The organism is Pseudomonadota bacterium (assembly GCA_039193195.1).
Taxonomy (GTDB): domain Bacteria; phylum Pseudomonadota; class Gammaproteobacteria; order Steroidobacterales; family JBCBZW01; genus JBCBZW01.
The window spans coordinates 12,385-33,699 of record JBCCWS010000008.1 but is presented as its reverse complement, the minus strand read 5'-3'; the positions used below and the strand labels follow the sequence as shown (position 1 = coordinate 33,699).

The window sequence follows — 21,315 nt, the reverse complement described above, 5'->3', positions numbered from 1 at the left end:
GACGCCTGTCCGGCCTTCGCCAGTTTCCCCATCGATCTGCTAACCAGCTGTTTCCTGGCGTTTTTCACTTCCATCCAAGCCATTGGCACGAGCGCTGCATCTAAGTCCGTAACACTCACTATCGGACGGGATGCGGACGTGAAGACCTCACTACTCGACAAGTCGGTTGCCATCGGTGTCGTAGTCGCAACTTACGTTGCCCTCATCGCGCTGTGGGCGCCCCGACTCGAGGGATCGCCCGCGCTCGCCCCCGATCTGCTGCAGGGGCCGTTCAGCTTCGAAGCCGACGCCGGTTGCGCCGTCGAGATGCCGCCCGCTCATCCTCTGCCTGCGCACCCGCCCAAGCCGTCGCGTCGCGGCTTTTGGCTGTGAGCGTCTCGCGCATGAGCAGCAACCCGGATATCTCTCCTAGCCGCTCTGCTAACTTGGAGCGACTCACGGCGCGGTCCGACCAAGGGAGCGGCAACCCCGAGTCCGCCGGTAGCACCCCTATCCGCGATACTTCCGCCCAGGACCTGCGCGTGGAGGGGGCGGCGGGCCGTCGCCGACTTCGCTGGGGCATTCGAGGCCTCGGCGCGCTGGCCGCCCTACTCATCTTCGCTTGGCTAGTAGGTCCGAGCGTACGCGCATACCTCGAAGCCCCGACCAGCATCAGTGAGAGTCGCCTGCGCTTGGCCCAGGTGGAGCGGGGGCGCTTCGTGCGTGACGTTGCCGCCGAGGGGGTGGTCGTCGCCGCCGTGAGTCCCACCCTGTTTGCCCCTGAGGACGGCACGGTCACCTTCGATGTCCAGGAGGGCGATGTCGTCTCCGAAGGGCAGGCGCTAGCCGTCGTCGACAGCCCCCTACTGCGCAGCCAGCTCGAGCAGGAAAACGCCACCTTTCGCAGCCTCGAGACTGGCATGGCCAGGCGTGAGCTCGAAAACCGTGCCCAGGATCTAGAGAACCAGCAGCAGGTGGATCTCGCCCGCGTCACGGTCACCGCCGCCGAGCGTGAGCTGCGCCGCGCGGAGAGTTCCCGTGCCTCCCAGGTCATCAGCCAGCAGGACTATGAGAAGGCAATAGACGATCTCGAGCGTGCCCGCCTCGAGTACGCTCACGCCCAACAGAATGCAAAGCTCGAGAGCGAACGTAGCGCATTCGATCTGCAGACCCTCGGCATCGAACGAGATCGCCAAGCCTTGGTGGTTGCAGATCTCGAACGCCGCGTCGCCGACCTAACCGTTCCCTCACCGGTGGACGGTATGGTGGGCACGCTCGCGGTAACCCAGAAGGCAGCCGTCGCGCGCAACGCACCCGTGCTGAGCGTCGTCGACCTCTCCGCCCTGGAGGTGGAAATCCGGGTGCCACAGAGCTACGGAGATGATTTGCTCATAGGGCTTCCCGCAGAGGTGACCTTCTCCGGCAATCGCTACCCAGCCACGCTCACGGCCGTATCCCCGCAGGTGCAAGAGAACCAGGTGGTCGGTCGCATTCGCTTCGACGGTGAGCTGCCGCCGCGGATGCGCCAGAACCAGCGCGTCGCGGCACGCGTCCTGCTGGAGTCCACGGACGATGCGCTGAAGGTCAGGCGCGGCCCATTCCTGGATACGGGCGGCGGCCGCGTCGCTTACGTGGTGGAGGACCGCGTGGTTCGCCGGCGGTTGATCCAGACCGGGTCGAGCAACCTGCGCGAAGTGGAGGTCCTCGAGGGCCTGGCGCCCGGCGATACGGTGGTGATCTCCGATATCTCCGTCTTCGACGGTGCCGAGTCTGTGATGCTCGCCCGCTAGCCCTCGCCGCCATCGCTAAACCAGATCAAGTAATAATTTAATTAGGCGTTCCGATTCTTTCGCTCGAGCCGCCTAGGACCCCAAGGAGCCACTCATGTTCAAGATGGAACACATCGCCAAGGTCTACCGTACGGAGCTTGTGGAAACGCACGCCCTACGCGACTTTAGCCTCACCGTGGAGTCGGGCGAGTTCGTAGCCGTCACAGGGCCCAGTGGCTCAGGCAAGACCACCTTCCTCAACATTGCCGGTCTGCTGGAATCGCCAAGCAGCGGACGCTACGTGCTCGATGACCTGGATGTGAGTGAACTCGACGACAACGCTCGCTCACGCATCCGTAACCAGAAAATCGGGTTCATCTTCCAGAGCTTCAACTTGATTCCCGACCTCGATGTGGCCGACAACGTGGAGGTGCCCCTGCGCTATCGCGGCATGAAGGGCGGCGAGCGTCGCGAGCGGACCGAAGCGGCGCTCGACTTGGTCGGCCTAGGCTCGCGCAAGCGCCATCTGCCTGCTCAGCTTTCTGGTGGCCAGCAGCAGCGGGTCGCCATCGCTCGTGCCCTTGCCGGTAACCCCAGCTGCCTGCTGGCGGACGAGCCCACGGGGAACCTCGACTCGCTCATGGCGCGCCAGGTGATGGAGTTGCTCGAGGAGATCAACGATCGCGGCACCACCATCATCATGGTGACCCACGATCCGGAGCTGGCGCGTCGGGCTCAGCGGAATGTGCACGTGTTGGACGGCTGCGTCTCTGACCTAGAGGGCGAGCTAGTCGGCTCCGCCGCAATCGCCTGAGGGGCCTGTGATGTTCTCCTATCATCTTCGTTTGGCTTGGAAGAGTCTGTGGGGTAACCGGGCTCTCAGCCTACTGATGGTCGCGGCCATCGCCGTGGGCATCGGCGTGTGCATGACCACGCTCACGATATACTACCTGATGTCCTCCAACCCCATCGCCCACCGCAACGACGTGCTGTTCGCGGTGCAGCTCGATGGCTGGGATCCGGAAGAGGGCTACAACCAGGAGCCCGATGGGGTGCCCTGGGAGTTGACCTGGCGCGACGCGATTGCTCTGCGCAAGAGTGACATCCCCAAGCGGCAAGCGGCGATGTACAAGGCAACCTTCGTGGTGCAGCCGGAGCGCGAGGACGTCAATCCCTTCCTCTCGATCGCTCGCGTCACGGACAGTGACTTCTTCGGTCTGTTCGATGTGCCGTTTCTGTACGGCAACGCCTGGGACAAGGCGGCGGACGAAGCCGGCGAGCAGGTCGTGGTGCTCAGCCGCAGCATCAACGAGAGAGTCTTCGGAGGTGAGAACAGCGTGGGTCGGACCGTGCGCATGGGCGATCGGTCCTTTCGCGTGGCCGGTGTGCTGAAAGACTGGAATCCGACGCCGAAGTTCTTCGATCCGAACAACGGTGCTTACGATGATGCTGAAGACATCTATGTGCCCTTCACGCTCACCCGAGCGCTGGAGCTGGATTCAGCGGGCAACACCAACTGCTGGAAGCCCGAGCCGCGCAACTCCTACGATGACTTCATGAACTCCGAGTGCGTTTGGATCCAGTACTGGGTGGAGTTGAGCTCCGCCCAGCAGCAACGCGAGTACCAACGCCACATCGACGCCTACGCGAAAACCCAGAAGGCCCTCGGTCGTTTCGAGCGCCCCCTCGACAATCGCTTGACCAAAGTATCGGACTGGCTGGATGTGCGCCGGGTGGTAGCGGACGACAGCAAGGTGTTGGTGGGGCTTGCCTTCATGTTCCTTGCCGTGTGCCTGTTCAATACCGTTGGGCTGCTCCTGTCGAAATTCGTAGGGAAGGCGTCGCAGATCAGTATTCGTCGTGCCCTGGGGGCAACGCGCGGGGAGCTGTTCCGACAGCATCTGGTGGAGGTATCTGTGATCGGGTTACTCGGTGGGGCCTTTGGTTTGGGCCTGTCCTACCTCGGCTTATGGGGCGTGCGAGCACTGAACGCAGGCGCGGAACGCACGACTTATCTCGATCTGAACATGGTCCTACTGGGGGTGGTATTGGCGCTCATCTCCGCCGTCGCCGCCGGGCTCTATCCCACCTGGCGCGCCGCCAACGTGGACCCGGCGCCGTTCCTGCGCGCGCAGTAAAGCGAACAAGGAGTTAAAGACGATGCTCGAAATGAGACCCATCCTGAGTGCCCTGATGCGCAACAAGACGGGCGCCATCTTGATCGCTCTGCAAATCGCCTTCACCCTTGCGGTACTCATGAACGCGGCCTTCATCGTGTCCCAGCGGGTGGCGCAAATCACCCGCGATAGCGGTATGGACGTGGACAATGTGGTGACCGCCCAGTCCTGGGCCGTTTCCGATGATGCCGATATCAAAGGCATGGTGGATCTAGATATCGCCGCCCTGCGCGAGATCCCCGGTGTGATTGCCGTCACCGCCAGCAACCAGGTGCCGCTCTCCGGCGGGGGCTGGGGCGACACGGTCCACAATGTGGTGCGCGGAGAGGAAGGACGCATCGATTCGAACGCGGCGCGCTACATGGTCAACGAGCAAGGCTTAGACGCACTTGGGCTAACGCTCTATGAGGGGCGTGCCTTCACCCGCGAGGACATCAATTGGCGCGAGCCGAACAGCTCAGTGCCTATCGCGAGCGTGATCATTACCCTGGCGATGGCCAAGGAGTTGTTCCCGGACCTGAGCACCTATGTGGGCCAGACCTTGTACGATGGCCTGGACCGGCCGATGACGGTGGTCGGCGTGCTGGAGCAGATGCACGGCGCGTGGGTGGGCTGGGATCGCTTAGACATGGTGATGCTCGCCCCGGAGAAGCCGACTGGCTCTCTGGTGCGCTACCTGGTGCGCGTAGAGCCGGGCACCGCTGAGGCGATGACCAAGCAGGTGGAAACCGTCTTGACTGAGCGCGATCGCGGCCGTGTGGTTCGTCGCGTCGTGCCGATGAGCGAGTATCGCGATGGAAGCTACTCTCGCGATCGTGCTATGGCCATCCTCATGGTGGTGGTAGTGGTCATGCTCACGCTGATTACTTCCTTGGGGATTGTCGGCCTAGCCAGCTTCTCCGTTGCCCAGCGCACGCGGCAGATCGGCACGCGCCGAGCCGTCGGTGCACGCCGCATGCACATCGTGCGCTACTTCTTGGTCGAGAACTGGATGATCACCACCGCAGGCGTGGTGCTCGGCACGGCCTTGGGTATCGCCTGCAACATCTGGCTGGCACAAGCTTACGAAATCGATCGCTTGAATCCCCTCTACGTCCCGGTGGCCATCCTCGCCATCTGGGCCCTAGGGCTGCTATCCGTGCTCGGGCCCGCGCGGCGGGCAGCCACTATTCAGCCCGCCATCGCCACGCGTACGGTGTGAGCGGCTTCGCGCCACGGTACGATCGTGCGCAGCGGGTGTGCAAACCCCGCTGCGCTGTCACGGAAAGAGGGATGCGCCAAGGATGAGTGTGGTGCTCGTCATCGATGACAACGACGCGGTGCGCACGGCGCTAAGTGTTCTGTTCTCCCTGCATGGCCTCGACACGGTCACCGCGGACAGCCCTCAAGCGGGGCTGGCCGCGCTCGAGAGTCACTCGGTTGATCTCGTCGTACAGGACATGAACTTCACCCGCGACACCACCTCTGGCGAGGAAGGGATCGCTCTCTTCCAAGCCCTGCGCGAGCGCGATCCGGACCTGCCGGTGATACTGCTCACCGCGTGGACCCATCTGGAGACGGCGGTGAGTCTCGTACGCGCAGGCGCGGCGGACTACCTTGGCAAGCCTTGGGAAGATGAGAAACTCATCACCACGGTCACCAACCTGCTGGAGTTGCGCGCCGTCTCCTCCGAGCATAGGGAACTGCTGGCGGCTCGTCGGGCCGCGCGCGAGCGCCTCGCTGAGCGCCAGCAGCTGTGCGGTCTGGTGTACGAGAGCGACGTCATGCACGAGCTCATCACGGTGGCGACGCGCATCGCTCCGGCCGACGTGCCGGTGTTGATCACAGGTGCCAACGGTGCCGGAAAGGAGAAGGTCGCCGAGATCGTGCAGGCAAATTCGAGCGTGCGCGCTGGCCCCTTCGTCAAAGTGAACGTTGGCGCACTGCCGGCGGAGCTGATCGAAAGCGAGCTGTTCGGGGCGGAGGAAGGGGCCTACACAGGCTCTAGCCAAACGCGTGCCGGGCGCTTCGAAGCCGCCGATGGCGGCACCCTGTTCTTGGATGAGATCGGCAACCTATCTCTGCCCGGCCAGGCGAAGCTGCTACGTGTGCTGCAAACGGGTGAGTTCGAACGGCTCGGCAGCACCCAGACGCGCCGCGTGAACGTGCGGGTCATCTCCGCGACCAACGCAGACCTGCCCCAGGGCATCGCGGACGGTGAATTCCGCGAGGATCTCTTTTACCGCTTGAACGTGATCGAGCTGCAGGTGCCACCGCTCGCCGAGCGCATGGACGATGTGATGCCACTCGCCGAGCACATTTTGGAAGGCCGCGCGCGGGTCACGGCGACGGCGCGCGAGGCGATGCTGCGCTACCACTGGCCCGGCAACGTGCGCGAGCTGCGAAACCGCCTGCAGCGGGCCCAGCTCCTGTGCCAAGAGGGACACATCTCGCCCACGGATCTCGGTCTCGCCGCGCAGACCGATGGCCGCACTAGCACGGCGATCAGCGCTGGGCTCGGCACCACGCTCACGGCCGACACGGTGACCGAGGCGCTGGCCCGTCACGATGGTAACGTCACCCACGCCGCACGCGATCTCGGCATGTCTCGCCAGGCCCTGTACCGACGCATGGAGAAGTTCGGCATTCCGCGCACCCGTTAGCGCGAGCCGTTTGGGCGTAGGATCAGGGGCTCTGGAGTCGAGGTAGGAGCGCGATGGCGGTCAGGATTTCCTTCGAGGGACGAGCAGCTGCCCTCGTGGGGGTCGCGGTGGCGGCCGCCGTGGCCGTGACGGCCTACGTGGGTTTGCGCCTGCAAGCGCCTTTGCTAGGTGTGCTTGCGGGCCTAGCGGTTGGCGTGCTCGGAGCGGTGCTCAGCACCCACCTACTTTGGCGCCCCCAACGCCGCGCGCTCGCCGCGCTCGGCGACGGGCTGGAGCGGTTGGCTGACCGGGACTTCTCGGCAGGCGTGGGGGCACCGCCGGGGCTCGATGCTCTGGATGGCATCGCCGACGCCTTTAACACGCTTACTCGGGTGATGCGCGATGAGCGACTGACGCTGTTCCAGCGCGAACTCCTGCTGGATACGGTGCTTCAGGCAAGCCCTCTCGCGTTGCTCCTCACCTCGTCGGGCGGGCGCGTGATCTATAGCAACGCCTCAGCGCGCCAGCTGTTCAACGGCGGCGCCAAGGTGGAGGGGCTCGCCTTCGACGCGCTGCGCAGCCAGGCGCCGGATGACCTACGCGAGGCCCTTGAGCGCGATCGCGATGGTCTGTGCACGGTAGAAATCGACGGTCAGCACGAGGTTTACCACGTAAGCCGCCGCGCGTTCACGCTCAACGCGCGACAGCACCAGCTGTATCAGATCAAGCAATTGACCGCCGAGATCAGTCGCCAAGAGGTCAGCACCTGGAAACGCGTGATCCGCGTGATCTCTCATGAACTGAATAACTCCCTGGCACCCATGCGCTCGCTCGCCAATTCCGGACGCACGCTGCTAAAGGCTCATCAGGGCACCCCCGATGGGCTAGAGCTGGTGTTCGATACGATCGTCGAGCGTGCCGAGCACCTCAGCGGCTTCATTCAGAGCTACGCGCGCTTTGCCAAGTTGCCTTCGCCGCGTCCCGAAGCCATCGACGGGGAGGAGTTCCTGCGCCGACTGGCGGGGGTGGTTAGCTTTCGACCTTGCGGCGCGCCGCCGCAGCGGCCCGTGACGGCCGATCCAGCCCAACTCGAGCAAGTGATGATCAACCTGCTCAAAAACGCCCATGAGTCGGGCTCGAGCGCCGACCAGGTCGAGCTGGAGCTCCTGGAGGATCCGCACCGGGTGCGCTTGCTCGTGCGGGATCGCGGGCAGGGCATGTCGGAGGAGACTCTACGCAGCGCACTGTTGCCGTTCTACTCCACCAAGCGCACGGGCACGGGCCTCGGGCTGCCCCTTTGCCGGGAGATCGTTGAGGCGCACGGCGGACGTTTGCGAATTCACAACCGAATCGAAGGCGGCGTCGAAGTCATGGTTGAGTTGCCGTATACGGCAGCAGCTGCGAAGCCCTAAATGCAACTAAATCCCGGATTACGAAGGAGAAATGACGTAATCGGGAGGTGGTGGCGGAGTTTTAGATCGGTTTTGTCTAGGTTTTGTCGATTAGTTTATTCGTCATTCCATTGACAAAGCCAATTGTGGTGACTAGGGTTTCGTGTGTTCCCCGAACTCAATCACGGAGTAACTGACATGCAGGAATCCTCAATCCGGAAGTCAAACTGGGCCTATCTGAGCAACCACGGCCACGTGCTGGTGTGCCTGGCGCGTGATCCTAACGCTCGCCTGCGCGACGTAGCGGCCGCCGTTGGTATCACCGAGCGCGCTGTGCAGCGGATCGTCGCCGAGCTCGAAGCGGGCGGTGTGCTGATTCGCGAGCGCGAGGGGCGTCGCAACCACTACACGCTCAATCGCGACTGCTCGCTCCGTCACTCAGTGGAAGGCGGCGCCACGGTTGGTGATCTGCTCGAAGCGGTCCTCGGCCCGCGCCAGGTGACGCAGCCGGCAGCAGCATCGGTCACCGAATTCGCGCGCGTCGGCTGACCGGGCCATCGGGGGCCCCTGCTGCCTACCTTCCGGCCGGCGCATCGGCGGTCCGCTTCATGTGAGGCGGAGAAACCATCGGTGCGGCCGGCCGGCCGACTCGGTCAGCAAGGGGTTCGCTCGGGCGGCTCGCGGTAAACTTGCGTGCCTCACTAGCGCGTGCGAGCCGGCCGATGGACCTAGATCAATACGCTAGCGATTTCCCGTCGCTAGATTTCTCTACACCCCATCCCGGGGTGCTACAAATTGAGCTGCCTCCGGCTCCCGGCCTGGAGATCGCCGTGGCCGATGGCGAAATGCACGGTGATCTCGCGGACGTCTGGACCGCCATCGACGGCGATGCGAACGTGCGCTCAGCCTTGATTTGTGGCGCCGGGCGCGACGGCTTCTGCGCCGGCGGCGCCTACGATCTCATCGACGAGATGATCGCTGACGACCGTGCCCTCCAGCGGGTTTGGCGTGAAGCGCGCGACCTAGTTTATAATATTATTAACTGCTCTAAGCCCGTCGTGTCGGCAATCCACGGTCCCGCGGTGGGGGCCGGCCTAGCCGTAGCGCTGCTGGCCGATGTGTCGATTGCTGCTCGCGATGCGCGCCTACTCGATGGCCACGTCACCCTGGGGGTGGCGGCTGGAGACCACGCGGTCATGGTCTGGCCGCTCCTGTGCGGGCTAGCCAAAGCCCGCTACCACCTTCTCACCAACACCCCCGTGTCCGGCGAACAAGCCGAACGCATGGGACTGGTGTCTCTTTGCGTCGAACGGGAGGAGCTGATGGACCGCGCGGTCGACGTAGCGGCGAATCTCGCTGATGGCAGCCCGTCCGCGATTCGCTGGACCAAATACGCGCTGAACAACTGGCTACGCCAGGCGGGGCCCGCCTTCGATGCTTCTCTGGCGATGGAGTTTATGGGCTTCCGTCAGGGCGACGTGCAGGAAGGGCTCGCGGCGCGTCGCGAGAAGCGGCCGCCGAACTTCGACGATGATGCGTGGTGAGTACCAGCCTTAGGTGGCCGTAGACTCGATCGACCCGATCGTAGACCAGCCATCGACGAGGCGAGCCATTAGGTAGCCCCTTGCTCGTTTCGCGTCTCGATCCGACCGCTCGGGGGGGAGGCGTCCACCAAGTTTGCGAAAAATCGTCGGCTCGCCGCCTGCCACGATCGCTGCAGGGCGGCCTCTCGGCAGTCCGCTGGACTGAGCGCAAGGGCGCCCTCGATCGCCTTCGTCAGATCTTCATTGAGGACACCCGTGACGCCGCGGTCGACCACGTCGATAGGGCCCATCACTGGGTAGGCTGCCACCGGCACCCCGCACGCCATTGATTCGAGCAGCACTAACCCCAGCGTGTCGGTTCGGCTTGGGAATACGAAGACGTCCGCGGCCGCAAGGTAGCGCGTAAGCTCCTTGCCAAAGCGGTAGCCGGTGTACACCGCCTGCGGAAAATCCCGCTGTAGCTGCTTCAGTGCGGGGCCATCTCCCACGATGTACTTCGTGCCGGGAATGTCCAGCTTCAGGAAGTCCTCTAGGGTCTTCTCAACAGCGACCCGCCCCACGTACATCGAGACGGGGCGCTCATCCTTCAGGAAGTCCTTGTCAGCTGGGTGGAAGGCCCGCGTGTCCACACCGCGAGGCCACAGGACCACGTTCTTGAATTCGTTAGCAACAAGGTCATCGCGCTGGGTCTCTGTGCCCACCATCGTGTGCGCGGCTGCGCTGTGGAACCAGCGCATGTAGCCGTAGGACCAGCTTAAGGGGATGGGGAAGCGTGCCCTGACGTACTGGGGGAATCGCGTGTGGTAAGAGGTTGTAAACAGTAACTTGCGCTTCAAGCAGTAGCTGCGAGCAGCCAGGCCGAGAGGGCCTTCGGTAGCGATGTGGATGCTATCGGGCTGCAACTTATCGAGCATGCGCGCCACCTTACGTCCCGGGAATAGGCTCAGGCGGATCTCCGGGTAGGTGGGGCAGGGCGTGCGGAGAAAATCGAGCGGCGTCACGTAGTGCACGTCGTGGCCATCGTCGGTGAGGCATTCGCCGGTGTTGACCAGCGTTGTAATGACTCCGTTAACCTGTGGCTTCCATGCATCGGTGACGATAGCGATCTTCATTTGGTGGTCACGGCCCCGTGGTAGTTGGCGAGAGGGTGGGCTCGGAAAGCGCGCAGGGCGCTGGTGATGGGCGCGGCCTGCCTCGGGTGGGTTGTGTGCGGCGGCGTACCCGGTCGCCAGAGCGACACCGCGCGCACGATAAACGATCGTCCTGCGATTTGGTAGCACCCGCGAACCGAGCGCTAGGTACTCCCCTGGGGCGAGGGCAGGAGCGCGCGAAGCTCGGCCAGCGGCGTGGCGTCTTGCGGTGCCTTGTCGTCGCGGCGGCGGCGATAGCGAGCGAAGCGTAGGGCCAGCCCACCGGGGTATTGGGGGCTCGCCTGAACGCCGTCGAAGGCGATTTCATAAACGATGCGTGGTGGTAGATCGATGCCGAGGGCATCGTGGCCCTGGGCCAAGGGTGGGAGATGCTCAGTTTGCCAGCGAAGCACTTCATCCGTGAGTCCTTTGAAGGTCTTCCCCACCATGACGAATCCACCGCAACCATCGCTCGCGGCGAGACGCAGGTTGCTCATCATGCCCTCGCGCCGCCCGCTCCCCCATTCGCATCCGATCAATACCAGGTCTGCAGTGTGCGTCGGCTTTAGCTTCAGCCAGGCGCCACCGCGTCGGCCGGCGGCGTAGGGTGCCTCGAGATCTTTTGCCATCACGCCTTCGTGCCCGTCAGCCAGTACGCGATCGACGAACGCGCCGACGGCCTCGCGATCACCGCTCTCCAGTCTGGCGACCTGATCGCCGGGCTGCGCCAAGGCGCTCAAGGCTAGGAGGCGTTCGCGCAGGGGCTCGTCGATGAGGTCATCGCCGTCGAGATGCAGGCAGTCAAACAAGCGCAGGCTGAGTGGGATGCTCTCGCGCATGGCAGCGACGTCGAGGCGGCGCCCGAAGCGCTTCATAGTGTGTTGGAACGGCAGCGGTCGACCGTCTTGTGGGCGCAGGGCGATCGCCTCGCCCTCAACGATGAACGTCGGCGTTGGGCGCGCCCTGGCCCACTCAACCAGCTCCGGCACCGCACCGGTCACATCGTGTAGCTGCCGCGTGAACACCTTGGTGTGCTCGCCCTGGCGATGGATCTGCACGCGGGCGCCGTCTAGCTTGCTTTCGAACACAGGGTGCGCACAGCGATCGAGCGCATCATCGATGTCCTTCGCCGACTGGGCCAGCATGGGCTGCACCGGTTGGAGCAGGCGCAGACGAGCGGCCGCCAAGGCGCCGTGATCGCCACGGCTGGCGAGGCGAGCCACCGATGGTAAATCGCCCCCGAGCATCGCGGCGCGTCGCACGAGGGTGAGTTCTAGCTGATACGCTTGGGCGATCGCATCTGCTAGCACTCCCTCCAGGGCGCCGTGGCGCACCTCTCCTACGAACAGGCGAGCCAGGTAGTCACGTTCTGCCGAGGACAGCTGCGCACCGAGGGCGCTCAGGGCCTCGCCACGGGCGGCTTGTGAGCCCGCGCCGCGCAGGTTGGCCAAGGCGTCCAAGGTTTGGTCCAGTTGGGCCAAGGTTAGGGTAGAGGCGGTTGGAGGGCCGTCGACGCTGGTCAGGTGGGCTTGTACCGTGCGGTAGCCGATGCCGATGCGTCCCTGGGGCAAGGTGCCCGTGAGATAGCAAGCGGCAAGGAACGCGTCGCACTCGTCCACGGGGGCGAGCAGCTCAGCGACCAGGGCCGTTTTGCGTTTGCGGCTGCGGGTATCGCTAAGTGCTGCGGAGACCGCGACGAGTTCGGCGAAGGACAGCGCTGTGGGCAAGCAAATACCTCGGCGGGAGGAGCGAAGAAGTGCCGGAGTTTCCGGATGTGGAAGTGTACATCGAGGCGCTCGAGGCGAGGATCGTCGGCGCCATCCTGGAACGCGTGGAGATCACCAATCCCTTCCTGCTGCGCACGGTCACGCCCGCCGTGGGCGAGTTCGCGGGCCGCCGCGTGCTTGCCTGTTCGCGTCTAGGAAAGCGCGTCGTGCTGCACCTGGAAGAGAACCTCTACGCGGTGATCCACCTGATGATCGCAGGCCGCCTCCACTGGTCGACGGGAGCGCCCAAGCGCAAAGGACTGCTACGGGTCCATTTCGATCGCGGGTGCTTGCTCCTTACGGAGGCGGGCACCAAGCGCCGCGCCTCCCTCCACCTCGTGCGCGGCGAACAAGCACTCGAGGCCCTCGATCCAGGCGGTCTGGAAGTGGCGAGCCTCAGCTTCGAGCGGTTTCGCCAGTTGGTTGCAGCTCACAACCATACCTTGAAGCGCTTGCTGACCGATCCGCGCCTGTTGAGCGGGATAGGGAATGCCTACTCCGACGAGATTCTGCACCAGGCCCGACTCTCGCCCGTACGCCTGACTTCGCGCTTAAATGGGGAACAGTGCGAACGGTTGTTCGTAGCGATGCGCACCGTATTGACCGAGTGGCGTGATCGCCTCCGAGCCCACTACGGTGATCGATTCCCAGAGAAGGTCACCGCCTTCCGCGAAGGAATGGCGGTTCACGGGCGCTACGGCGAACCCTGTCCACGCTGTGAGACGTCGGTGCAGCGAATTCGCTACGCGGAGAACGAGACCAACTACTGCCCCCGTTGCCAGACCGACGGCAAGCTGCTCGCCGACCGTTCCCTCTCGCGACTGCTGAAGAAGGACTGGCCGCGCACGATCGATGAGCTGGAGCGCCAGCGAACCTAAGGGATGATCAGCTCGCAAAGGCGATCCACCAGGCCAGGGCGAGCAGCGTCGGCGCAGCACCCCCCATCATCCACTGGACGCGCATGCTAGGCGCACCTCGTCGGCGCAGCACATCACCCCATAACCAGCCCCCGCCCAAGCCGCACAGAAACCCTGTCAGATGCGCCCCCACGTCCGTTCGCTCATCACCGACCCCGAGGAAGGCGAGCAGCGCGATGCCGGCGACCAAGGGACCGAGGCGGCGCAACCAGCGTTCCCCCGCCTGCACCATCTGTACGCGCCATTGGAAGGCAGCGATGAGGCCCAGGGCGGCGAAAACGGCGGTGGAGGCGCCGACCGCCGAGTGGGTAAGTGGCTGAAGCCAGGCGTTGAGTAGGTTGCCGGCCGCCCCGCACAGCAGGATCGTCAGCCACGCGGCCCCACTGCCCAGGGAGAGGCTGGCGATAAACCCGAACACGACACCGAATACGAGGTTGCCCAGCAGGTGGGCCATGTCCAGGTGCAGGGTCAAAGCCGTAAACACGCGCCACCACTCGCCGTCGCGGACTAACCCGGCCTGGAGGCGTCCGGCATCCAACCAGTCGCGGCTGCCTAGGTAGGTGGTTTGGGCGAAGGCGAAGAACACCAGAACCAAGACCAATCCCATCGCGCCGAAGCGCGCCCCGACGGCAGCCTGGCGAGGACGGGCGAGCGCATCCTCGCTGTGGCGCCAGCGATCCTGGCCAACTTGGTGCTCGCTCTCGTAGCGCACGATCTGCTCGAGGGCGTGCGCCGCGACCGGTGCGGGGACCAGCAGCATTAGGGCGCCGGCCTCGTCGCGAGCCCACTCGCACGGCAAGTCCAGAGCTGTGAGGACAAATGCACGATCTGCTAGTCGTCGGTAGTCATGCCCGCGCAGGACCACGTGCCAGCCAGGCCAATGCTCTCTTTCCTCGTTCAATGATCGTTCCTGCTGTCGCAACCACCGCCTTCCTTGCCTGCCGTCGGGACGGCCGTTACTGTCGTCAGTCCCGCCGCCTGAAGTGGAAAACTAAATCCACCGGATCCGGTCAGAGGTGAGCATGAACACTCGTAACGCCTGGTCATTTCCTGCCGCTCTTGCCCTGCTCGCTGCGTTGTTCGCGCCGCTCCACACATCGGCGATGACCGAAGAGGAGGAGATCCTCATCGGCCGTCAGGCCCACGCCCAGATCCTTCGCCAGTATCGCGTCTACAAGGACGAAAAACTGCACGATTACGTCCGCGCCGTCGGCTCGCGCCTGGCCGCTGTCGGCGAACGCCCCGAGCTCAAGTACACCTTTACTGTGCTCGATTCTCCGGAAGTCAATGCCTTTGCAGCGCCCGGGGGCTACATATATGTGACTCGCGGCCTGATGAGCTACCTCAACAGCGAGGCGGAGCTCGCTGCCGTGCTGGGCCATGAGATCGGCCATGTGGCTCTGCGTCATGCGGCGCGGGGCGAACGTAACTCCCAGCTCACCAACGTGCTCGGCACGCTACTGGCGGTGGCTACCGGCGTGCCCGGCGCGATCTTCGCCGGTGATCTGGCCGGCTCGGTGCTGACCGCCGGCTACGGCCGCGGGCTAGAACTTGAGGCGGACGAGGCTGGTGCGCGCTACCTGGCTGCCACCGGTTACGCGCCCGAGGCGATGATAGACGTTATCCGCGTGCTCAAGGATCAGGAGATCTTCGAGATCAAGCGAGCTGAGATCGAAGGGCGTGAACCCAACGTCTACCACGGCGTGTTCGCCTCGCACCCCTCGGCCGATACGCGCTTGCAGGAAGTGGTGAAGAAGGCGGGCAAGGCCAAGGAGAGCGCCGAGGGCGAGGTGCTCAACGAGTTCACCTTCCTCAACTTCAGCGACGGCATGATGTTTGGCATGTCGCCAGCCGAGCCTCGTCGCGCCCGCGGTGAGCAGCACAACCCGGACATGGGCGTGGGCTTGCGAGTGCCCCTCGGTTGGATCGTCAAGATGGGCAAGAACCAAATCCTGGCCGAGTCGACCGACTCTGACGCCGTACTGCAGGTAAAGGCCTACAAGAATTCCCGCGTGAGGGATCCGAAGGACGTACTGGTGCGCCGGGTGGGTCGCGACACCACACTGCTCGACGCGTACCCTGTGGACGTCAACGGGTTCCCCGGGTTCACGGCAATCGCCGAGCGTGCCACCTCACCCTTCGGTCCGCGCAACGTGCGCTACGGTGTGGTTCTGGTCGGCGATCAGGCCTACATCTTCGCGGGGGCGGTGCAGAGCACCACCGATCAGCTGGCCTACGACGCGGAATTCAAGCGTGCCATCACCAGCTTGCGCCTGTTGACCTCGAAGGAGCGGGATCTGGCTCGACCCCGCATCATCCGCCTGGAGCGCGTCCAGCCCGGCATGACCTTCGCTTACCTGGCGGCAACCTCGCGGCTGCCGCACTTCGCCGAGGAACAGCTGCGCCTGATCAATGGCATGTTCCCGGAAGGTGAGCCCGAGCCCGGGAGTTACGTAAAGGTTCTGGAGTGATCGCGTGGGAGTGAGCGTGGGACGGTACGGGGAAAGGGCGGCGCCAGGCAGTTGGCCCGCTACGATGCGTGGGGCGCTGTTAGCGCTGCTAGGGGGGGCATTCGCGCTTCTCGATGCCAACACGGTGTTAGGTCAGGAGGCGCAAGCCCCGGAGCAAGCTGCACCGGAACCCGCTGCGACGAGCATCTCGTCCACGGACGCCGCTGAGGCGGCGGCCCTCACCGATGGCATCGGCGACATCAGCAGTGAGACGATTGATGAGTTGATCCGCGCGCACGCCGCCTACGTTGAGGCGGGTAACCCCGGCGCGGCGCTGCAAGCGGCCGCGCTGTTACGTGAGGTGCATGAGGAGCGCTATGGTGCCGACAGCTTCGAGGCGCTGCCTTACGTCAAGCTGCACGCCTTCTCCTACAAGCGCCTAAATGACGACAACAACGCTCGCCGTGTTTTCGAGCGCGCCATCGCTCTGACCGAGCGCTACGAAGGCCTCTACAGCTTCAGTCTGGTCTACTTGCTCAGCAATCTGGCCGAGCATCTGGAAGCCTTGGATCAGGACGAAGCCGCGGAGAGCGCTTTGCTGCGCGCGAAGTTCATCACCCACCGGCGCCTTGGCATCAACAATCTGGAGCAGGTGGAGGTGCTTCGCCTCCTATCGGATTTCTACGCCCGCGGTCTCAGCTTCGAGAAGTCCGAGCGCGAGCAGGGTTTCATGCTGCGCATTCACGAGCGCAAGTTCGGTGAAATGTCGCCGGAGCTCGTGCCAGCGCTCTACGAGTACGCCAACTACTACATCGATATCGGCGATTTTCAAAGTGCCCTTCCAGTCTTCCGCCGGGCGTTAGAAATTTTGGAGGAGTCCTACGGCGAGGATGATTTGCGCTTGGTGGAACCGCTGCGCGGGATTGCGCTGACCTACACCAAGCGAAACTACTTTCGCGGTGAGGGCAGGCGTTCGCTGGACCGCGCGATCTCCCTGTTCGAGGGCGACGAGTACGCTGACGTCACCGACTTTGCGGAGTTTCTGCTCATTCGTGGGGATTGGCATTTGCAGAGCAACAGCCCGGGAGAGGCCGTCGCAAACTACCGGCAGGCGTGGCAGGTGATCGCGCAGGCCGATGGTGATGGCGCGCGCGCGAAGGCGCTGCTGGGGCAACCCCAACAAGTCGAGTACGTGAAGCCCTTCAACGTGTACCCAGACTACCGGTCGCGCGCGTTCCTATCGCCTGACAACTACCTAGAGGTGAGTTTCACCGTAAACGCTGAAGGCAAAGTGACGCGCGCACGGGTGACCGACAGCACGGCCACTAGGAGAACGGAGAACGAGACCCTCTCCGCTATCCGCGCGGCGCACTTCCGACCGGCGTTCGTCGATGGCGAGCCGGTGGCCACGGAGATGACGATGCGGCAATACTTCCGCCCGCGGAACGCGAAGAAGTAGCTCAACCTTCGAGGGCGAGAAACTCCACCAGTCGATCGGCCAGGCCCTTACATGCCGTCACGCGCGTGCGGGCGATGATGGGAATCGGCACAACGATCGCCGGCAGGTAAGACGTTCCGCGAGCAGAGCTGGTCATGACACCGGCGTCCGTCGAAGTCTCGAGGTCCCAGATCGAGGCCTCGTAGTTGCTGTCGTTCTCCCACCACTGAAAGCCCAAACAGCCCACTCCAGCACCGATCTCGCAGGTGATGCTGCCGCCGCCGTCGACCGTTTCGGTCTCACCGTCCAACCATACGATGTAGCGGACGCCCGTGTCTTCGAGGCGCTCGGTCACGCCCGGCTGTGCCAACAGCTCTGGGAGGTCTTCAACAGTGGTAGGCGCGTAGCGCGGTTCGAACCAGGGAAACAGGCCGTCCAGGAACTCTTGCTCCGTGCGCAGTTCCATGCCTGGGTTGCCGGTCAGCAGGGCGTTTGCCACGCAGTTGGTGAAGCCCTGTTCGGCTTCGCGTTGATTGTTGAAGCGGCGCGTGAGCAGAACTACCGCATCGCCGGAACTCATGCCGCCGCTACTTAGGGACTGGCGCGCCTCCTCGACCCGAGCCGTGACGCAGCCGCTCTGAGAGAGAGTGACGGCGAGCATGGGCAGCAGCGCCAGGGCGCTACGCAGGAAAGCGCTTTGGGGGTGTTTACGCATCATGAACCCTCGCCGCTAAGGCTGACGACCGACGGCCGATTCTGCAGATCTAAGGCCAGGACCGCAGCGGCATCCCGCAACGCCTCTTCGTTCGCTTGGGACAGCGAGTTGGTGCCAACGAGTCCCGTCGCCCGTGTGCGTCCGTAGCTGTCCACTTTCCAGCTGTCGATTACGTCACCTGATGGCGACAGTAGGTCCACCTTGTAGCGGATGGACACGGAGTAGAAATCGACCCCGGACTGGTCCGGCGTCAAAAATGCGTACTCATCTACCGACGGGGCGATGATCGCATCAACGCCCTCGCCGCGCGGCTCGTCGAGGGGCACGTGGGCGCTGAAGACGGAATCGACCATGCGATCGAACATATTGACGTTCGCCTCCCCGAGCTCCACGTTGATCTCAGGTCCGTAGAGCAGTTTCTCGATGTAGAGGTAGTTGCTGAACTCCTCATCGTAGTAGACGCCGATGGTGACGGGCAGAGCAGCCATCAGGGGCGTGGGGACGCTCGCGGGCACCTCGATGTTGCGGGCACAGCTCGCTGCCAGCATGCTCAGTGTGCCGCAGGCGAGTGCGGCGGCGACCCTTCGAACGCGCCAGATCTTGCGAATCATTGACGAGCCTTACGTTGCTCCTTTCGGGGGATTCCCATCCTGCCCCGAGCCTTGCCCCGGTGGCAATGTCATCGACGTTTCGGGATATGCGTTGTATCGTTTCCGTGTCGAGCCGATCGGCGCTTCGAAGGCATCTCCCGGGCACCGGGCTGTCACCCACCTGCGTGGGGCCGAACCATCTGCTTTTTCTCCACTCTAAGCCTGCGGGAACGCGACTCCGGCAAACCGCTCCCGCCGGCCCGTCGAATCGAGTGGAGCGATAGGGGACACGCCATGCGTACCGCCAAACAGCTCATCCTCGCCGCTGCTGCCTCCGGGGCGCTGCTCACGGGCGCCGCCTGCAACGATCAGCAGCAGCAGACATCGTCCCCACCCCCGACGAGTTCACCGTCCTCCTCGGGCGGTGCGCCGTCGACGCCGCCGGCCGGCCAGCAGAGCCAATCGCGCTCGAGCAGCCGCCAGCAACAGCAACGCCAGCAGCAGCGGACGGCCTCCAGCTCCTCCTCCAGCAGCAGCTCTTCCTCCTCGTCCTCGTCGTCTAGCTCCAGTTCGCCCTCCAGTTCGCCGAGCGCCTCGCCCTCTATTCCTGGGCAAACGCCCGTGAGCACGGCGAGCCTGCCACAGGGCGGGTTGCCCAACCCCAATTCGGGCCCGGCTGCGCAGCCCACGCCTGGCTTGCCCAGCAAGCCCAGCTCGGGTGGCGGTGAGACGGCCTCATCGTCGTCAGCGTCGTCCTCCGAGTCGCAGGGGCAAAGCGGGGAAGCGAGCGCGAGTGCTGATGCGTCTTCCAATCCTGCGGGCGAGAGCCTCGGCGGCGGCGAAGAGTCGGCCCTGCCGCCGGATCCCAACGCGGAGGCGGGTCCCCAGGGCAACGACGATCCGGATCTGTTCGCTGATCCGACCGAGTCGAGCAACGCTGCCGAAGCTGCCGTGGCCGCGGCGGATGCGGCCGCCGAGGCCGTAGAAGAGGCGCAGGAGTCCCTGGACGAGGCGCTTGCGGAGGCGAGCGAGGCGACCGATTCAGCCAGCGAGTCCGAACCGACCGACCCGAGCGAAACGGAGCTGGAGGATCTGTTCGCCGAGGAGCAGGCCGCCAGCGAATCGCAGGCCAACAACGCCAGCTCGCCGAGCAGCAGCAGCGCGAGTTCGGCTTCTGCCAGCGCGAGCGCCTCCTCCAGCCAGTCGCGCGCGTCGGACAGCTCCTCAGGGGCCACCGCGTCCACCTCATCCTCCAGCGCCGCATCGGCGTCCTCCGCGTCCTCCTCATCAAGCGCCGCGCAAGCCGCCGCCGCTGCCCAGGCAGACGCGGCGCAGCAAGCTGCCCAGCAGGCGGTGGACGCCGCCCGCGAAGCGGTTGCATCGGCCTCCGATGCGGCTAGCGACGCGGCGACACGACAGAATCAGAGTGCCGGTGGTGGCGAGCAGGCTTCGTCTTCGTCCTCACCCAGCGCGGCGGGTGGCGACGCATCCGCACAGCGGCAACAGTCCGCGTCCGCCGATGTCGCCCAAACGAATGACGCCGAGCGCCTGTACCAGGCGTCGATCGAGCTCCAGCGCGCCGCGGAACAGATGCGCGCTGCTGGCGAAGCCTTGGCGGAGGCCAATCGTGAGGCGCAGGCCGCTGCGGATGAAGCGGCGTCCAGCAGCGCCGCAGCCGCGGCTGGCGCTAGTAGCACCGCGCCCGCCGGCTCAGAGCAGCAGGGCGAGCCAGCGGCGCAGACTGCGGGCGGGGGCGAGCCCGGCCAAAGCGAGGCCGGCGAGCCGGCCGGTGGCGGCGCGCCGGAGGCAGGCGATCCCGAGGACTTTGAGCGGGCGGCTGAAGCCCTAGAGCGCGCGGGCGCACAGATGGCGGAGGCAGCTCGAGAGGCAGCCGGCGCGCGCGTCGCGGGCGAGGCTGGTGAGCCGGGCGGGCGCAGCGACGACGTGGGTTACCAGCGACCGCCGCCGCGCGTAGTGGTAGCGGTGCCGATTCCCTCGCGCACCGGCGGCGCGTCGCTGCCGCTTCCCCTCCCGCGACGAAATCCAGGCGGCCAGCCGGGTGGGGCCCCCACTGGGCAGCCGCCGTCCGGGCAGTCCGGTGGCGGTGGACAGCCTGGCGCGCAGACCAGCGGTGGCCAACCGGGAAGCCAAGGGCAGAGTTCGCCGAGCGGCGCCGGTGGCGCCACCGCAGGCGGCGCGATCCCCGATGTGGGCGAGGGCAGCACCGCTGGCGCAGGTGGCCAGGGGGCTGACTGGGCGCAAGATGATTTAGGTATCGGCGGCGGTCAGACCGTCGAGGAGCGCGTCGCTGAGCTGGAGGAAGAGCTCCAGGGGAGCCTTGCCAACTACGACGGCGAGCTGGCAGACGCACGCGAAGCGGCGTCAGCGGCGGGGCGGGTGGCCTACGCCGACGTGATAGGTAGTGCCGGCGGTGGTGGCGGTGAAGGTGATTCGGGTGGTCCCCAGAGCGGCGCTGCCGGCGGTGGCGCTGGTGCCACCGCGTCGACTCAGCAGGGCCCCTCTTCGGTGCCCGCGGTAATCAACGGCGGCGGCACTGGTCAGGGTGGCGTAAGAGCGCCGAGCGCCAACACGCGCGTTAACGTGCCTGAGGATATTCCCGATCCCCAGGGCGACGATGTGGTGGCAAGACAGATTCGTGAAGCGGCTATGCGAGAGTCGGATCCGGAGCTGCGCGAGCGCCTGTGGGATGAGTACCGCCGCTACAAGGAAAGCATTTCCGGCGGATAAGGCTGCCGCCCCAGGCAGATTGGTACGGCGGGTGCGCGCGGATAGGCGCGGCCCTACGTGCGCGAACAGACGAGGAGACG

At 64.9% G+C, this 21,315-nt stretch carries 19 protein-coding genes; 13 read left to right on the top strand and 6 right to left on the bottom strand.

The genetic code is table 11. The features are described 5' to 3' along the window. Positions 1-138: 138 nt before the first annotated feature. The 9 genes from AAGA68_09505 to AAGA68_09465 all read left to right on the top strand — a co-directional run bounded on the left by AAGA68_09505 (position 139) and on the right by AAGA68_09465 (position 9,481). Entirely contained in the window at positions 139-372 is a 234-nt protein-coding gene (locus tag AAGA68_09505) for a hypothetical protein (protein MEM9385282.1), read from the top strand. Between the two features lie 11 nt (positions 373-383). Continuing rightward, the gene (locus tag AAGA68_09500) at positions 384-1,769 is read left to right on the top strand and encodes an HlyD family efflux transporter periplasmic adaptor subunit (protein ID MEM9385281.1); all 1,386 of its coding nucleotides are present in this window, start codon (positions 384-386) and stop codon (positions 1,767-1,769) included. A gap of 94 nt (positions 1,770-1,863) precedes the next feature. Continuing rightward, positions 1,864-2,562: an ABC transporter ATP-binding protein gene (locus AAGA68_09495; GenBank protein ID MEM9385280.1), complete on the top strand. Its 699-nt coding sequence runs from the start codon at positions 1,864-1,866 to the stop codon at positions 2,560-2,562. A 10-nt stretch (positions 2,563-2,572) separates the two neighbouring features. Continuing rightward, a complete protein-coding gene (locus tag AAGA68_09490) occupies positions 2,573-3,886 on the top strand; it encodes an ABC transporter permease (GenBank protein ID MEM9385279.1) in 1,314 nt (437 codons plus the stop codon). A 22-nt stretch (positions 3,887-3,908) separates the two neighbouring features. Continuing rightward, positions 3,909-5,126: an FtsX-like permease family protein gene (locus AAGA68_09485; protein MEM9385278.1), complete on the top strand. Its 1,218-nt coding sequence runs from the start codon at positions 3,909-3,911 to the stop codon at positions 5,124-5,126. Positions 5,127-5,208: 82 nt separating this feature from the next. Continuing rightward, the gene (locus tag AAGA68_09480; GenBank protein MEM9385277.1) at positions 5,209-6,567 is read left to right on the top strand and encodes a sigma-54 dependent transcriptional regulator; all 1,359 of its coding nucleotides are present in this window, start codon (positions 5,209-5,211) and stop codon (positions 6,565-6,567) included. 53 nt (positions 6,568-6,620) lie between these two features. Continuing rightward, positions 6,621-7,958: an ATP-binding protein gene (locus AAGA68_09475; GenBank protein ID MEM9385276.1), complete on the top strand. Its 1,338-nt coding sequence runs from the start codon at positions 6,621-6,623 to the stop codon at positions 7,956-7,958. A 177-nt stretch (positions 7,959-8,135) separates the two neighbouring features. Next, positions 8,136-8,486, top strand: a complete 351-nt coding sequence (locus tag AAGA68_09470) for a winged helix-turn-helix domain-containing protein (protein ID MEM9385275.1) — start codon at positions 8,136-8,138, stop codon at positions 8,484-8,486. A 173-nt stretch (positions 8,487-8,659) separates the two neighbouring features. Then, entirely contained in the window at positions 8,660-9,481 is an 822-nt protein-coding gene (locus AAGA68_09465) for an enoyl-CoA hydratase/isomerase family protein (GenBank protein MEM9385274.1), read from the top strand. A gap of 68 nt (positions 9,482-9,549) precedes the next feature. On the opposite strand, the gene AAGA68_09460 is transcribed toward AAGA68_09465, so the two are convergent. Together AAGA68_09460 and AAGA68_09455 are read right to left on the bottom strand one after the other, a co-directional pair. Then, complete coding sequence (locus AAGA68_09460) at positions 9,550-10,593, bottom strand: glycosyltransferase family 1 protein (GenBank protein MEM9385273.1); 1,044 nt, start codon at positions 10,591-10,593, stop codon at positions 9,550-9,552. Between the two features lie 182 nt (positions 10,594-10,775). Then, positions 10,776-12,326, bottom strand: a complete 1,551-nt coding sequence (locus AAGA68_09455; GenBank protein ID MEM9385272.1) for an ATP-dependent DNA ligase — start codon at positions 12,324-12,326, stop codon at positions 10,776-10,778. A 41-nt stretch (positions 12,327-12,367) separates the two neighbouring features. On the opposite strand from AAGA68_09455, the gene AAGA68_09450 reads away from it, so the two are divergent. After that, positions 12,368-13,255: a DNA-formamidopyrimidine glycosylase family protein gene (locus tag AAGA68_09450; protein MEM9385271.1), complete on the top strand. Its 888-nt coding sequence runs from the start codon at positions 12,368-12,370 to the stop codon at positions 13,253-13,255. 7 nt (positions 13,256-13,262) lie between these two features. On the opposite strand, the gene AAGA68_09445 is transcribed toward AAGA68_09450, so the two are convergent. Then, complete coding sequence (locus AAGA68_09445) at positions 13,263-14,195, bottom strand: rhomboid family intramembrane serine protease (GenBank protein ID MEM9385270.1); 933 nt, start codon at positions 14,193-14,195, stop codon at positions 13,263-13,265. A 121-nt stretch (positions 14,196-14,316) separates the two neighbouring features. Here AAGA68_09445 and AAGA68_09440 point away from each other — a divergent pair, with 121 nt between their 5' ends. Beyond that, on the top strand, positions 14,317-15,765 hold the full coding sequence (locus tag AAGA68_09440; GenBank protein MEM9385269.1) for a M48 family metalloprotease: 1,449 nt from the start codon (positions 14,317-14,319) through the stop codon (positions 15,763-15,765). Between the two features lie 64 nt (positions 15,766-15,829). Further along, the gene (locus tag AAGA68_09435) at positions 15,830-17,203 is read left to right on the top strand and encodes a TonB family protein (protein MEM9385268.1); all 1,374 of its coding nucleotides are present in this window, start codon (positions 15,830-15,832) and stop codon (positions 17,201-17,203) included. A gap of 1 nt (position 17,204) precedes the next feature. Here AAGA68_09435 and AAGA68_09430 read toward each other — a convergent pair whose 3' ends face one another. The 3 genes from AAGA68_09430 to AAGA68_09420 all read right to left on the bottom strand — a co-directional run bounded on the left by AAGA68_09430 (position 17,205) and on the right by AAGA68_09420 (position 19,116). Further along, positions 17,205-17,900 carry a hypothetical protein gene (locus AAGA68_09430; GenBank protein ID MEM9385267.1) on the bottom strand — a complete coding sequence of 232 codons (696 nt, stop codon included), beginning with the start codon at positions 17,898-17,900 and terminating at the stop codon, positions 17,205-17,207. Beyond that, a complete protein-coding gene (locus AAGA68_09425) occupies positions 17,897-18,508 on the bottom strand; it encodes a hypothetical protein (GenBank protein ID MEM9385266.1) in 612 nt (203 codons plus the stop codon). Before AAGA68_09425 ends, AAGA68_09430 begins: the two co-directional genes overlap by 4 nt. Before the next feature lie 347 nt (positions 18,509-18,855). Then, on the bottom strand, positions 18,856-19,116 hold the full coding sequence (locus AAGA68_09420; GenBank protein ID MEM9385265.1) for a hypothetical protein: 261 nt from the start codon (positions 19,114-19,116) through the stop codon (positions 18,856-18,858). Between AAGA68_09420 and AAGA68_09415 the strand changes: the two genes are divergently transcribed. Continuing rightward, on the top strand, positions 19,109-21,235 hold the full coding sequence (locus AAGA68_09415) for a hypothetical protein (GenBank protein MEM9385264.1): 2,127 nt from the start codon (positions 19,109-19,111) through the stop codon (positions 21,233-21,235). The two genes, AAGA68_09420 and AAGA68_09415, sit on opposite strands and share 8 nt — an antisense overlap. Positions 21,236-21,315: the final 80 nt, after the last annotated feature.